We start from the raw sequence: 13,306 nt of genomic DNA, 5'->3' as shown, positions 1-13,306 counted from the left end.
GAAATGGATCCACTGTTTGAATTGAGATTAGGTCTTTTGGGAGATTTGGGGATAATTATTGATGATCCAGATTATTTTGAAGAAATTACTAATCGTTACGGCTATCATGAGGTAGTCTGGCAATATCTTGATCATTTTATTAAACGCGTGAACAAAGAAAGCATTACTTTCAAGCATCCCACTACCTTTGAAGAAATCTATGATTTCTATTGCCTAGATCAACATCTCAAAAATCAAGTAATGGTTAGTCTGCAACTATTCGAGCAATCATTTAAAGTGGCTTTAGCTGAGATCAGCTTTCTAGGTAAAAATAGACAACTTGCTAAAAATATTAACCCACAGACGACGTACCCGCAGCAATTTTTAAAGGAAAAGTATCTGTTAAAAAATGGACGCGTAATTCGTCGCGGTGATATTAAAAGTCGCATTCGTCACATCAAGCAAAACTATTTAGAGCCATATGATGGTTACAGGGAGATGGCTGGTGAAGCTACTTACTGGGTTATCTTCAAAGAAATGTCCTTTGGCGTGGCAACAAACTATTTCTTTTTGATGCCTATTAAATATCAAAAACAAGTTTTAGCTAGAGTATTCAAATCTCATATTACTTTACGTGAGTTTGAAAAATGGCTGGAAACGATCAGATATTTTCGAAGACGTGCAGCTCACAATTATAGGCTACTTGGCATTAAAGTGGGACGGAAATTTCTTTATCAAAAAGTAGTTGATAACTTATCTCTTTTACAAAATCCGGAACCATACGGTTTACTTACGGTAAAGATACCACAAGTTACTGCTAATTATCTAAAGAAATATCCACATGATGAAGACTTTTTAAGTAAAAATCTTAAATTTAATGATTAAATACTCTGTCTTGTGCCTTATTTATAGGTATATTAAGGAGGTATCATCAAACAATTGGAAGATGAACTTTTGGATTTTAAAATTGAACAAGAAGCTGAAAAAAGAATCGAAAATGGACATTCTAAATATTCTGAGGAAGATATTTTTGGAAAAGATGGGTTAAAGAATGTAAAGCTTGATGAAAATGATGGCTGGGAATAATCTTTGGTCAAAATCCTCAAAGTCATCAAATCGACATCATTGATATTGTGGCAATTGGTAAAAGAGAAAAGCTTGAAGTTTATCAATTGGCAGTAGAGAGAATTAATCGAACAAAATCTTAGGTATTTATAGAATCAAATAAGCTCCTAGTCGTTGAGGACTAAGAGCTTATTTTTATTAATTAACTAATTGTTGATAATTTTCAGAAAATATCTTTTATGAATCTTTATTTGATAAATGTAAATCATCAATCGCTTCTACAATTATGGCATTTGCCCCAGCTGGCATTACCGCAAATGGCGCATCAGTGCCAAAAAGGACGTGATCAATGTCATAATAGTCGATTGCAAGCTGCAGGGCAGGGAAATTACCCAATATTGCAGTATCAACATAAAACTTCTTAAACATTGCAGCATGTTCGGCATCAAGAATATGATCAATTCGACCGCTGAAGAAGGGGACCATGGCACCAGCATGATGAATCAATATTTTTAAATGAGGGTATTTCTTAAAAATATTGCTCTGAACTAATTGCAACATTGCTTGGGACAATTCATATTCCCAAGAGAAGACCAGATTATTATCAGGTTTGCGTTGATCAAAAACGGGATGCAACCATAAAGGCAAATTTAATTTCGCAGCTTTTTTAAAGATGGGGTCAAATTCTGGATCTGCAATACTTTTGCCTAAGTTGCCGGGTAAAAATTTGAGCACCCACTAAGTTGGGATCAGCTTTGACTTTATCTAAAATATGCAAGCTTGCCGGGATATTATTCATAGCTAGCATCCCCACACCAACTTCAAATTTATCTGCATGCTCTTTAACGATTTATGCCAATTCTTTATTTCCTTTGTCAGCTAATTTAGCTGCTTGGTCGGGGCCAACAAAATCTTCTGGATTGATATTAGCAAAAGAAATCACTTGCTTCATGTTGTCATCTGGCCAAGTATTTAATCTTTCATCAAGATCAACAAGACTTTTAATCCTAATGAAAGGGAATTTCTGTGGGATCGTTGGTTCAAGTTATAGCATTTTTTGATAAAAGTGGGGAGGTAAAATATGTGCAAAAGCATCAATTTTCATAATTTTGCCTCTCTGATTTAGCGGTTTTAAATCTTTAATCTTCTTGGCAGGGATGCCAACAACAACAGTGTTATCTGGTACATCCTTGGTTACAACGGCACCGGCACCAATGATGACATTATTGCCAATATGAACACCGCCAATGATTGTAACATTCCCGCCAATCCAAACGTCGTTACCAACAGAAATAGGTCCAGTAAAAGAGATTAAATACTTTTGACCATTTTCATAGGTGCCCCAACGTTTAGTGGCATCAATTGCATGCTCTCCACAATAAAATTTAACATCCGGAGCGATAATTACACGATCGCCTAAAGTAATCAAGTTTGAATTTTGAAAGCGAACGTTATCGTTGATAAAGTCATTATCACAAAAACTAATATGATTGCCATAAAGAACATCGATTTTACCATTGATAGTCAAGCCTTCACCAACATGACCAAATAAATCGTTAATTGCAGTTTGACGTTTTTCAAGATCAGACAAATCGTTAATCACTGGCATTAAACGATGAGCTTTCGCAATCATCTTTCTTAATTCTAGATCACGATAGTCATATTCTTCACCAGCTAAAAGTTTCTCATGTTCTGTTTTAGTCATTATTATTGCTTCTTTCATAACTTAAACTTCCTTGATCGACTAGGATATCAACCTTTAGCTTGATTTGATCAAGGATTTCTGCTTTATCTGCTAAGTTTAACTCAGCTATTGAACTAGGAGAGAGCCCCAAGACCCATCCTTCACCAGTATTCTTTTTATCTTGACCAGCCAGAATAATTTCCGTATTGCTATTCGTTAGCTTATCAAAATTAGTTTCTTTTCTTACCTTAATCTTAGTTAACATCGCATTTATATCTTGATCTTCAAATACTCTAAAAATAGTAGTACTAGTTTTTACCAATTCTGGTTTTAAATTAATCATTTCAGTACCAGTAATGATCTTTTTAGCAACTTGACCATAATGCTTGAATTGAGGTGAATTTGCATGGATTTGATAATGCTCTTCGTCTTGATAACACTCAATCACATGATTACTTTCACCTAATTTATCATCATGTCCAGCAAGCATAAATAAAGTTCCTGGTTCATTTTTAATTGACGTCATCATATTATGCTTACCTTCATTTACAAAAGCCGTTCGATTTGGGGCATTAATATTTAAATGAAAGATCCGCATAATTGGTGCATTGATTAATTTCATAATATGCCTCTTACTGTAAATCTAAACGCACCGTTGCCGTAGCACATTTGTCTGATACCATCATATCAATTGGATATTGACCATGATACTTTGCTTCGTAAGCATCTGTTACTGCTTTGATTTTATCTTCATCCTCAACAGCTACATAATTTACTGGACAGGTTTGATTATTAAATTCAATGGCACCACCGTTTTTTTAACCCGACTTGTACCATTTGCTTTCTTTGCCTTTACCAGCTCTTAAATAAACGTGATTATTGTTGGTTACCACCCAAATAGGGGACTCTGGCCCTCATCATCATTAGGATGGTTTTGGACAGTAGTTATCTTGTTTAAAACATCTAATTCTTCTTTAGTCCAATCTTTCATTTTTTTGCTCCTAATCATCTAAAATCTTATATTCTTCAAAATAACTTTTACCTTGCTTGATTTCTCCGCTTTCATAAAGAGAAATTTTATGCTCTAAACGTTTAATTGAACGATTCAAATTTTTCTTTTTAGTTTCAAGTAAAGCAAGTTGCTCTTTTAATAAATCTTCACGAGCTTGCAGGGTAGAATCACCTTGCTCAATTAACTTAACCTAATCGACCAATGCTTCTACGGTAATTCCAGAATGCCGCAGACAAACAATCATTTCGATCGACCCACTTTTGTAATCCTTCGTTATAGTAACGATTGCCATTCTTTTTACGAGGAACAGCAGGGATTAAGCCAATCCGTTCGTAATAGCGAAGGGTATCTGGTTTTAAGTGGTATTTTTCACTAACATCTGTAATAGTTAGATCAGTCATTTGATTCACCTCTTGAATTTAAGATACTACTTGGAGTTAACTCCAAGTCAAGCATTTTTCAAATATTTCATAATCGATTTTTATGCTCAATTTATAAAAATCAATTGACAATAAGTAAGCATGAGTTTACACTAATAGTTAACAAGAGTTACTAAAAGTAAGAAAGGAGTACTAACATGTTGAATTTACAAGCTGTATGTCAAAACTGTGTATGTTGTCCAAAAGACAATACTTTTTTGCATACGCTAATTCAGCATGACGTACTTCGATATAATCTATAGTTAACTTGATTTTTTTATTTAGCTATTTAAGGATCTACGAACTGAATTGGTTCGTGGATCCTTTTTTGTTTGGTCTTTGGGAGGTAAGATCTTATGAATTGGTCAATCATACAACAAGCGTTGCCATTATTTGCCCATGCATTTGGACTCACGATCTGGTTATCGCTAATCGGGATAATAGGTTCGATTATTGTTGGAATAATCGCTAGCTTCACACAATATTTTAAAATATCGGTAATTAGTCAGATCATGACAGCATATGTTGAACTAGCACGAAATACGCCACTTTTAATTCAATTATTTTTCTTGTACTACGCTTTTCCTGTTATCGGAATAAAAATGTCCGCTGAAGTTTGCGGTATTATCGGTTTAATTTTCCTAGGTGGAGCATACATGGCTGAGGGATTTACTGGTGGTTTCAATGGTATCTCTACTAGCCAAATTAACAGCGGAAAAGCATTAGGAATGAGCCGTTTTCAATTAGCGCGCTATGTTGTTTTCCCACAAGGCTTTGCATTAAGCTTGCCTGCTTTAACAGCTAATATTATCTTTTTAATTAAAGAAACATCCATTTTTTCAGTAATTGCAATCCCTGAATTAACCAATACAGCTTTAGATTTAATCGGCATGTACTACCGTTCCAATGAATACTTACTGATGTTGGTTATTGCTTATGCAATTATCTTGATCCCAGTAATTCTTTTATTAACTTGGCTTGAAAGGAGAGTTCGTTATGGTGCATTCGGGAATTAACGTTTTATTTGAAGGGAGCAATTTTGCTCGTTTAATGGCAGGTCTTTGGACTTCCATTTGGATTGCAGCTATTTCTTTAATAATTGGTTTAGCTATTGGAACTATTTTTGGTATTCTTAGAACTTTGCCTAATAAAATCATTCGATTTGTTTTACGAATTTATCTAGAATTCTTCAGAATAGTACCTACAATCGTTTTACTTTACTTGGTCTATTATATTTTGCCACGAACTTTTCATGTTAACTGGCCAGCAACTTGGATGGCAGTTTTGGCATTTTCACTATGGGTAGCAGCAGAATTCAGCGATATTGTTCGCGGAGCAATCGAATCAGTACCTAAGAGCCAGCGTGAATCGGGACTGGCATTAGGCTTAAGCAAAATCCAATTATTTAGATATGTATTATTGCCACAAGCAGTTAAGTTAGAGCTTCCTGCAACAATCAACTTAGCAACTAGAGTAATTAAAACCACTTCACTTTTACTTGTCATCAGCATTATGGAAGTAATTAATGTTGGCCAGCAAATTATCGAAGCAAATAATCAGCAATATCCAACTGGTGTTTTCTGGGTTTATGGACTGATATTTATCTTATATTTTGTCCTCGACTATCCATTATCAGCTTGGGCTAAGAAATTAACTAAGGAAAGCAAATAGGTGAGCACAATGACAGAAGAAATTTTAAAAGTTGAGCATTTAGATAAGTTTTATGACGACCGTCAAGTTTTACATGACATCAATTTTTCGTTGAAAAAAGGTGAGGTATTAACATTACTTGGACCATCAGGTTCTGGTAAAAGTACTTTGCTTAGAACTTTGAATGGGTTAGAGGATTATAAAAATGGAGCTATCTATTTCCATGGAAAGAAAATTAATCCTAGTCCAAAAGAATGGCAAATGCTGCGACAAAAAATCGGTATGGTTTTTCAAAGCTATGATCTTTTTCCAAATCTTACTGTGATAGAAAATGTTTTGCTTGCCCCAGTGAAAGTACAAAAACGAAATGAAAACGAGGTTAAAGAAGAAGCAATTAAACTGCTAAAACAAGTGCGATTAGATCAATATCTAAATGCTTATCCTAGAGAATTATCAGGCGGTCAAAAGCAGCGAGTAGCCATCGTTCGTGCATTAGCAATGAGGCCGGAAGTAATGCTTTTGGATGAAATCACTGCATCCCTTGACCCAGAAATGGTACGCGGTATTGAAGAAATCGTTGAACGCCTTTCTAAACGTGACCATATGACGATGATTATTGTTACCCACCAAATGAACTTTGCTTCTAGAATTGCGGACGAAGTACTTTTCTTAGAAAATGGACATATTTTAGAAGATACTCCAGGAAAAGACTTCTTTGATCATCCTCAGACGCAAAGAGCTAAAGAATTCTTAGACAGCATGGATTATTAAGGATAAAGCCAATGAAAAAGAAAAATATTTTTAACATTATTATGGGTATTGTTGCTCTAATAGTCGTGGTAAGTGCCGCTTATTTTGGTTTTACACAACCTAACTTAAACAGCGGTACTGCTGGCAGCCGTTGGAGCAATGAGAATGGCGTCTCAGAAATCAAACGTCGTGGTTATATCAGAGTTGCAGTTTTTGGTGATTTACCACCATATGGCTGGGTAAATGATCAAGGCAAGAGAGTAGGCTATGATGTTTACTTGGCTCGCAGAATTGCCAAAGATTTAAACGTTAAAATTCGTTTTATACAAGTCAATGCCAACAATCGTGTAGATACTTTAAATTCAAATAAAGCGGATATCGTTTTAGCTAACTTTACAGTAACTCCTGAACGTAAAGATGTAGTTGATTTTGCAAAACCATATATGAAAGTATCAGTTGGAGTAATTTCACCTAAAAATGCTCCAATTAACAGTGCGCAAGAATTGAAGGGCAAGAAGTTAATCGTTACCAAGGGAACAACTGCCGAAAACTATTTTGCAAAGCAATCTGGAGTTAATTTATTAAAGTTTGATTCTAAGACGCAGCAATTCAATGCATTGAAGAATGGTCGTGGTGCAGCTTTAGCTGATGACAATTCTTACCTTTATGCTTGGGTTAAGAAAAATCCTAAGTATGTAGTTGGCATTAAGAGTATTGGACCTCATCAGTATGTGGCCCCAGCCGTAAAGAAGGGCAATCGTTCACTGCTTAAATGGACAAATAATGAGATTACTAAACTAACGAAGGAAGGCTTCTTTGTACAGAATTATCAAAAAGAATTAGCGCCTTACTTTGGTAAGGATATTAAGCCAACTGATATTGTATTGAGATAAACATTTGAAAAAAACTATTTTTAACAGGTTCTAGACTTCTACTCAAAAACAAAATCCTATTAGATTAAGGTTTTGATATGATCCTACTTAAGTAGACAACACAAATATATAAAAGTGTTATCTATGAAAGTAGGATCATTTTTTTATATCCAGAAAAAGTAAATTCAGTTATGAGGTTAAGCTTGCTGCAGTCCAGCAATATCTGAATAGTGGATTGTCATATGCACAAATTGCTAAGTCAATTGGTGTTAGTGGTAGAACTGTCAATCAATGGATGGACTCCTTCAAATTAAAGGGACCAGATGCTTTAAAAGTACATAAACACAATCAGAGTTATACTAAAGAATTTAAACTTAAATGCATTAAAGCATACCTAAATGGCCAAGGCTCCTATGAGCAATTAGCTAATAAATACGGATTAAGAGGTTCTACTCAATTAAAAAATTGGGTTTCTAAGTATAATAGTCATCGAAGACTTAAAAATTATTACCCTACTCCAGAGGTTTACAAGATGACTAGAAAGAAAACAAACCAACAAGAACGAGAAGAAATAGTTAAGTATTGCGGTACCATGATTTAAATTACAAAGAAACAGCCAAGAAGTACGGCTGCAGCTATGCCCAAGTCTACAATTGGTGCAAGAAATATGAACACAAAGGGAATGAAGGACTTAAAGATAATCGTGGCCGCAAACGTTCACAAAGCGAATTATCTGAACTTGAAAAGATCCAGCTTCAAGTCAAAGAATTACAAAGACAGCTAGAAATAAGCCAAAGAGAAAATATGCTTTTAAAAAAGTGAGGGACTTAGAAAGGGAGTGGTTGTTGGACCAAAACAAAGGCAAATAGCGTTTAGACATGATTTAAAACAAAAAATATATCAATTGATCAAGGAATGCCATCAAGACTGCAGCTGGCCAATTGGTTGGATCTGTAAGACTGTTCAAGTGGCTAGATCGGCTTATTATAAGTGGCTCCATCATAAACCGAGTAAGGGAGAAATTCGTGATCAAAAAATACTTAAGCAAATCAAAGAAATCGCCAAGAGCAATAATAGCCTCTTTGGTTCACCTAAAATGACCATGGCTTTAAATGCTCAGCGAAAAGAAGGAGAACCTGTTGTTCTAAGTGTATAATTTTTTGCGGTAAGTTGAATAAATAATTAAAAAAGCTCAAGTCCTTTGAATTTGGACTTGAGCTAAAACAAAAAGACCAGTAGTCTGATGTTAACGAAAAAAACACATTAGAAGCTGGTCTTTTATGGAATCTATTATAGCTGATATCGTAAAAATTATTAAGTCTGAAAATAATGTTATTGCCCGTGAAAAGGCATTAATGTGCTATTTCTTTGATCTGATTAGAGAATTGATGACAGCAGCACTAGAAGAAGTTGATGCTGGTCTAGTTGAAGAGACTAAAAAGCAAGGCTATCAGATCGAGAAGAAAAATAAGCGTTCAGTGGTGACTGCCTTTGGTGAAATCAGCTATTGGCGCAGAAGATATGCTTGTCCTGGCAAAAAGGCTAAATATCCACTGGATAAGCTGATGGGCTATGACAAATATAAGCGTTACAGTGTTTTGGCAGTGAAGGATATTTTGCAGGTTAGCGCCGTGGCAACTTACCGCAATACTGCTTTAGCTGTTAATACTCTCTCCTGTTTCAATATTAGCCATAGTCAAGTTGGCAAGCTGATTGTGCAAGCAGGAAAACAGATTAAAGCACAGCAGCAGTCTGAGGAAAGATACGATGGTATTGCTCAAAAGAAAAAGGTGCCAGTGCTTTATCTTGAAGGCGATGGCGTTGTGATTAAAGGCACCAAGAAGCGACTGGAATTTCATCGCTATCAAGTCTGCGAGGATATTATTAATTTAAGCAAGACGCGCAGAAAGAGAGTACAGGCCAAAGAGTTTGTTTCTTTAAGCCGCTTGGATGCTTTGCAAGAAATTAAAGCTTATTTAGCCAATACCTATGACTTAAGCGATACTTTAATCATCAGTAATGCCGATGGCGGTGCTGGCTATGCCAAGAAAGACTTTGATGAAATAGTTGGCTATTGCCGGCAGCACGAACACTTCTTGGATGTCTTTCACTTGAATAAAAAGATTAAAGATCGTCTAAGCTTCATGCCGGCTATGCCAAGCAAATTGATCAGTGCAGTTGAGTTTAAATATGACCGTCACTTGACTGACGTGATTTTAGACACGATTGAAAGCAATCTGATTGATGAGCTGAATACGCCAGAAAATCATGAGAATTTAAGGCGCCTGCGCAGCTATCTTCATCGTCGCTGGGTGGATATTAAGCCGTTTAAGATGCGTCATTTGTCAGTAATTAAGGCAATTGGCTGCTGTGAGAGCAATCACCGCAAGTATACTTATCGCGTCAAAGGGCAAGGAAAATACTGGTCAGAAGATGGTGCCGAAGGAATTCTGCGTGTGCTGACTTGCATTAAAAACAAAGAGCTGGAATACTGGCTTAGCAGTGAATTTGCAGGTGGACAGCTCGATATTGTTGATCAGGAAGAATTGAAAGGTGCAGTTCGTGCCAGCCTAAGAAAGACGCATGAAGCTCATCTGGGCATTCATCACGGCGCCATTGAAAGCTTAACAGCAGGACATAGCTATTTAAACGATTTTAGCAGAAAAATAAATCAAATAAATATTTAAGAAATTAAGGTCAGACTAATGGTTAATAGCCTACCGCAAAAATATTGACACTTACCCTGTTGTTTATCGCAGAACAGTTTCCCGTATTATGTGCGTTAATGGAATTAGAACGAGCAAAGGTCGCTTCAATAAAAAATATCATTATAAGCCGTCAACGCCCGAAGAGACAGCAGAAAATTTGCTTAAACGTGATTTTAATGCCGACAAGCCCAATCAAAAATGGTGCACAGATATCACGGAAAAGAAGATTCCTGGCCACGATCAAAAAATATTTCTTTGCACAATTTTTGACCTTTACGATAGATATCCAGTTGGCTATGCCCTTAGTAGACGTAATGATATAGCGTTAGTGCAAGCTGCTCTAGACGATGCTTGGGCTAAAGAACCAAACAGTCATGCCATGCTTGATAGCGATCGTGGTTTTCAATTCACTCGCAAACCATTTGCACAGAAACTACAAGACCATGGCATGACCCAATCAATGTCGAGAGTTAGCCGCTGTATTGATAACGGTCCAATGGAAGGATGGCAAGGATTAATAAAAGAGATGCTTGATGTACTATATCCAGATGTTAAGACTTATGATGAAATGAAAGATGCATTTGATAAAACGATAGATTATTACATCAACTGTGATCCTCAAGAAAGATTTGGTGGTAAAACAGCTGGTCAAGTAAGAGTAGAAGCAAAAGCAGATCCAGAACATATAAGTACTTATAAAATTGTGTCAGATAAACGTTATAAAGAATGGTGGGATAAAATCAAAGCAAAGAAAAACCAGCCTGCATAAACAGGTTGGTTAATCAATTTCATTTTATATATTTTAACTGTCTACTTGACACGGTACGGATCATTTGTCTATTAGATCGGTAGACCGTACAGGAGAAATATTAAGGTACTCAAATGTACACTTTATTTACTTAAATAAGGCTGGTTACAATGGGCTGTGGAGAGTTAACAGCAAAGGGCAAAACAATGTACCTTATGGTTCTCACAAAAAGATTAACGTTCCAGAAAAAGTAATTATACAAGATAGTAAATATTTAAAAGAAAATAATGTAAAAATTCTAAATCAAAATTATACGGAGGCTATCACTTCTGCTAAGGAAGGCGATTTTGTATATTTTGATCCTCCATATATTCCTGTCAATCAGACAGCAAACTTTACAAATTATACTCCTAATGGGTTTGGATTAGTTCAACAAAAAATATTACGTGATACAGCTCTACAATTAGCATCTAAGGGTGTTAATGTAATGCTATCTAATGCTGATCTTCCATTAACTGCAAAGTTATATTCAAATCCAGAATTTAAAATTCACCATGTACAAGCAAAAAGATCAATCAACAGTAATGGCACAAAAAGAGGCAAAGTTGGTGAAGTAATTATTACCACCTACTAAACTATTTGATCTTTTTATTGAAAATTAGCTGGATTCATCGCGGGATTACAAACCTGTGATGAATCCGGCTTTTTGATTGTTTTAACTTATCCTTGTTTTTAGCATTTGTTTCTGCTAGTGTCTTTCCATAGAAAAGACACTAGTAGAAACTTTTAAAAAGCTTGATGTAACAAGGAGTTACACTGAATCTAAAAACATCTAATGTTATAATTAAAATATACATAAAAAAGACATTAGATGTAGGAAAACGTAGGAAGCTCAAGGAGTTAGCCCTGTGGATAACTTTAAACAAATGGAAAGGGCCGAAGAATATGACTAAAAGTAACGACAAAATTATAAAAGTAGATTTTGGAAACAAACAAAAGACAGAAAGTATTGATAATGGACTTTTAGATTATTTTGGATTTAATGAAAAAAACAAAAATAAAACAATATTACCCACAATTACAATGCCTTTCGATTTAAGTGCTAAAACTTCAATTATCTTTGAAAGAGAATATTTTATTTGGATGTTAATGGATAAGTTCAAAGACACTAAGAATCGGAGCGTTAACAAAATGCCCTTACAAAGTGTATTATGCTATGACTTGGATGAACTGTTGGAAGAAAAGCAGTTTGATTTATTTGTCCCGGATAAGATTCAGAAATGTGAAAATATATTGTTTTTGGGAAATTTGGATGTTCAAGGAATCAAAGAATTTAAAGTACTTCAGCAGCAACAAGCTTTAAAAAATATTCGACCTTGGATTAGTATGTATGAAATTATGATTGAACGAAGTCAATATGATAAAGAAAAAAGTTTTGAATTAAAAGAAGATATTAGTTCTAGTGAATTAAATGATTTTAGTAAATACTTTGATCCTGAAGTTGCAAACAAAATAAAGAAAACAATGAAAATTGATAAAAAAGGTATTTCAGAAAAAATCTTGAAATTAGATGATTTTGCGTAAATTCCAGATGCTGAGAGAGCGATTCTAAGAGCCTTAAAAATATAGCAGGTTAATAATTTAATCAAATGTAGCTTTAAATTGCTAATTTGTAGTTGAAATAAGGAATGAACTGAAAAGTGAATAAAAAAGCCAAAATCGTTAAACCTATCAAGGATGCTTGGGTATTAAAAAGTGTTCAAGACTGTCTTCACGATAAGTTTGAAACTGGAGTAAGAAATTACACCATTTTTCAAGTGGGTAAAGCGACACTACTAAGAGTTAGTGATGTTTTAAAATTAAAAAAGTCAGATGTATATGATTATGATGGTAGTATGAAGCGGAACGCATATACTATTGATAAGAAAACAAAGAAAAGAAATGTTCTTTATTTAAAACCCGTAGTTAAAGATTTACAAGAATATTATGATTGGTTAGAAAAGTGGCAAAAAGATCATCCAGCACAACAAGTATTTACAAGCGAGTGGTTATTTCCTTCTTTCACTAACCCTGATAAACATATAGACAGAAAAAGATATTATATGATTATGCATAGAGTAGGTGAGATATTAAATATTCCTTATTTGGGAACTCATACTATGAGAAAAACTGGAGCTTTTAAAGTTTATGAACAAACTAACCATAATATTGGATTAGTGATGAAGTTACTTAACCATAGTTCTGAAGAGGTAACGTTGACCTATCTTGGGTTAGATCAAGAAACAAGAGAACACATATTAGATACTATAAACTTTGACTAACTATCACAACCTTTCTATGAAAGAACGGATAATATGATGAAAGTGAGCAGAAGGGCTAATAAACTCTGCTCACTTTTTCTTTTTAAAATAAAAATAAA

General features: G+C 34.8%; 18 protein-coding genes and 1 pseudogene. 14 read left to right on the top strand and 5 right to left on the bottom strand.

Annotated elements, in window-relative coordinates; all coding sequences use genetic code 11:
• Positions 1 to 3: 3 nt before the first annotated feature.
• Entirely contained in the window at positions 4 to 864 is an 861-nt protein-coding gene (locus AADV52_RS02790; RefSeq protein WP_014918750.1) for an Abi family protein, read from the top strand.
• A 54-nt stretch (positions 865 to 918) separates the two neighbouring features.
• Positions 919 to 1,065: a hypothetical protein gene (locus AADV52_RS02785; RefSeq protein WP_014563541.1), complete on the top strand. Its 147-nt coding sequence runs from the start codon at positions 919 to 921 to the stop codon at positions 1,063 to 1,065.
• Positions 1,066 to 1,281: 216 nt separating this feature from the next.
• Here the strand turns inward: AADV52_RS02785 and AADV52_RS02780 are convergent, their stop codons facing one another.
• The 5 genes and pseudogenes from AADV52_RS02780 to AADV52_RS02760 form a co-directional block, all read right to left on the bottom strand.
• Positions 1,282 to 1,779 (bottom strand): amidohydrolase family protein, encoded by a 498-nt coding sequence (locus tag AADV52_RS02780; protein ID WP_227028476.1) that lies wholly within the window; start codon positions 1,777 to 1,779, stop codon positions 1,282 to 1,284.
• 310 nt (positions 1,780 to 2,089) lie between these two features.
• Complete coding sequence (locus tag AADV52_RS02775) at positions 2,090 to 2,767, bottom strand: sugar O-acetyltransferase (protein ID WP_014918749.1); 678 nt, start codon at positions 2,765 to 2,767, stop codon at positions 2,090 to 2,092.
• Positions 2,742 to 3,350: a putative quinol monooxygenase gene (locus AADV52_RS02770; protein ID WP_014918748.1), complete on the bottom strand. Its 609-nt coding sequence runs from the start codon at positions 3,348 to 3,350 to the stop codon at positions 2,742 to 2,744. The genes AADV52_RS02775 and AADV52_RS02770 overlap by 26 nt, the downstream gene beginning before the upstream one ends.
• A 196-nt stretch (positions 3,351 to 3,546) precedes the next feature.
• Positions 3,547 to 3,621, bottom strand: coding sequence for a hypothetical protein (locus tag AADV52_RS02765; RefSeq protein ID WP_227028481.1), 75 nt, complete (start codon positions 3,619 to 3,621; stop codon positions 3,547 to 3,549).
• Positions 3,622 to 3,729: 108 nt separating this feature from the next.
• Positions 3,730 to 4,141: pseudogene (locus AADV52_RS02760) on the bottom strand (MerR family transcriptional regulator).
• Between the two features lie 374 nt (positions 4,142 to 4,515).
• On the opposite strand from AADV52_RS02760, the gene AADV52_RS02755 reads away from it, so the two are divergent.
• From AADV52_RS02755 to AADV52_RS02700, 12 genes are all read left to right on the top strand, one after another.
• A complete protein-coding gene (locus tag AADV52_RS02755) occupies positions 4,516 to 5,175 on the top strand; it encodes an amino acid ABC transporter permease (protein WP_014918746.1) in 660 nt (219 codons plus the stop codon).
• Positions 5,156 to 5,830: an amino acid ABC transporter permease gene (locus tag AADV52_RS02750; protein WP_014918745.1), complete on the top strand. Its 675-nt coding sequence runs from the start codon at positions 5,156 to 5,158 to the stop codon at positions 5,828 to 5,830. Before AADV52_RS02755 ends, AADV52_RS02750 begins: the two co-directional genes overlap by 20 nt.
• 9 nt (positions 5,831 to 5,839) lie before the next feature.
• Entirely contained in the window at positions 5,840 to 6,580 is a 741-nt protein-coding gene (locus AADV52_RS02745) for an amino acid ABC transporter ATP-binding protein (RefSeq protein ID WP_014918744.1), read from the top strand.
• A gap of 11 nt (positions 6,581 to 6,591) precedes the next feature.
• Positions 6,592 to 7,452, top strand: a complete 861-nt coding sequence (locus AADV52_RS02740; RefSeq protein ID WP_014918743.1) for a transporter substrate-binding domain-containing protein — start codon at positions 6,592 to 6,594, stop codon at positions 7,450 to 7,452.
• Between the two features lie 145 nt (positions 7,453 to 7,597).
• A complete protein-coding gene (locus tag AADV52_RS02735; protein WP_003626328.1) occupies positions 7,598 to 8,032 on the top strand; it encodes a transposase in 435 nt (144 codons plus the stop codon).
• Entirely contained in the window at positions 8,014 to 8,253 is a 240-nt protein-coding gene (locus AADV52_RS02730) for a helix-turn-helix domain-containing protein (protein WP_227028475.1), read from the top strand. The genes AADV52_RS02735 and AADV52_RS02730 overlap by 19 nt, the downstream gene beginning before the upstream one ends.
• 16 nt (positions 8,254 to 8,269) lie before the next feature.
• The gene (locus AADV52_RS02725; protein ID WP_014918742.1) at positions 8,270 to 8,587 is read left to right on the top strand and encodes a transposase; all 318 of its coding nucleotides are present in this window, start codon (positions 8,270 to 8,272) and stop codon (positions 8,585 to 8,587) included.
• A gap of 124 nt (positions 8,588 to 8,711) precedes the next feature.
• Positions 8,712 to 10,118 (top strand): ISLre2 family transposase, encoded by a 1,407-nt coding sequence (locus AADV52_RS02720; RefSeq protein ID WP_126096181.1) that lies wholly within the window; start codon positions 8,712 to 8,714, stop codon positions 10,116 to 10,118.
• A gap of 88 nt (positions 10,119 to 10,206) precedes the next feature.
• Positions 10,207 to 10,908, top strand: coding sequence for a DDE-type integrase/transposase/recombinase (locus AADV52_RS02715; protein WP_014918740.1), 702 nt, complete (start codon positions 10,207 to 10,209; stop codon positions 10,906 to 10,908).
• Positions 10,909 to 10,972: 64 nt separating this feature from the next.
• The gene (locus AADV52_RS02710; protein ID WP_014918739.1) at positions 10,973 to 11,521 is read left to right on the top strand and encodes a DNA adenine methylase; all 549 of its coding nucleotides are present in this window, start codon (positions 10,973 to 10,975) and stop codon (positions 11,519 to 11,521) included.
• 311 nt (positions 11,522 to 11,832) lie between these two features.
• On the top strand, positions 11,833 to 12,471 hold the full coding sequence (locus AADV52_RS02705; protein WP_014563534.1) for a hypothetical protein: 639 nt from the start codon (positions 11,833 to 11,835) through the stop codon (positions 12,469 to 12,471).
• 116 nt (positions 12,472 to 12,587) lie between these two features.
• Positions 12,588 to 13,208: a tyrosine-type recombinase/integrase gene (locus AADV52_RS02700; RefSeq protein ID WP_014918738.1), complete on the top strand. Its 621-nt coding sequence runs from the start codon at positions 12,588 to 12,590 to the stop codon at positions 13,206 to 13,208.
• The last annotated feature ends 98 nt before the right edge of the window (positions 13,209 to 13,306 follow it).

The sequence above is a fragment of the Lactobacillus helveticus genome (assembly GCF_046109915.1).
Lineage (GTDB): Bacteria > Bacillota > Bacilli > Lactobacillales > Lactobacillaceae > Lactobacillus > Lactobacillus helveticus.
The sequence above is the reverse complement of the archived record's forward strand: the minus strand, read 5'-3'. Positions and strand labels throughout refer to the sequence as shown.

What these genes read in the sequence shown, in the direction of transcription:
- AADV52_RS02790 (WP_014918750.1), top strand. Translation starts at nt 4, where the DNA reads ATGGATCCACTGTTTGAATTGAGATTAGGTCTTTTGGGAGATTTGGGG.
- AADV52_RS02745 (WP_014918744.1), top strand. Translation starts at nt 5,840, where the DNA reads ATGACAGAAGAAATTTTAAAAGTTGAGCATTTAGATAAGTTTTATGAC.
- AADV52_RS02755 (WP_014918746.1), top strand. Translation starts at nt 4,516, where the DNA reads ATGAATTGGTCAATCATACAACAAGCGTTGCCATTATTTGCCCATGCA.
- AADV52_RS02715 (WP_014918740.1), top strand. Translation starts at nt 10,207, where the DNA reads ATGTGCGTTAATGGAATTAGAACGAGCAAAGGTCGCTTCAATAAAAAA.
- AADV52_RS02705 (WP_014563534.1), top strand. Translation starts at nt 11,833, where the DNA reads ATGACTAAAAGTAACGACAAAATTATAAAAGTAGATTTTGGAAACAAA.
- AADV52_RS02775 (WP_014918749.1), bottom strand. Translation starts at nt 2,767, where the DNA reads ATGAAAGAAGCAATAATAATGACTAAAACAGAACATGAGAAACTTTTA.
- AADV52_RS02720 (WP_126096181.1), top strand. Translation starts at nt 8,712, where the DNA reads ATGGAATCTATTATAGCTGATATCGTAAAAATTATTAAGTCTGAAAAT.
- AADV52_RS02770 (WP_014918748.1), bottom strand. Translation starts at nt 3,350, where the DNA reads ATGAAATTAATCAATGCACCAATTATGCGGATCTTTCATTTAAATATT.
- AADV52_RS02750 (WP_014918745.1), top strand. Translation starts at nt 5,156, where the DNA reads ATGGTGCATTCGGGAATTAACGTTTTATTTGAAGGGAGCAATTTTGCT.
- AADV52_RS02740 (WP_014918743.1), top strand. Translation starts at nt 6,592, where the DNA reads ATGAAAAAGAAAAATATTTTTAACATTATTATGGGTATTGTTGCTCTA.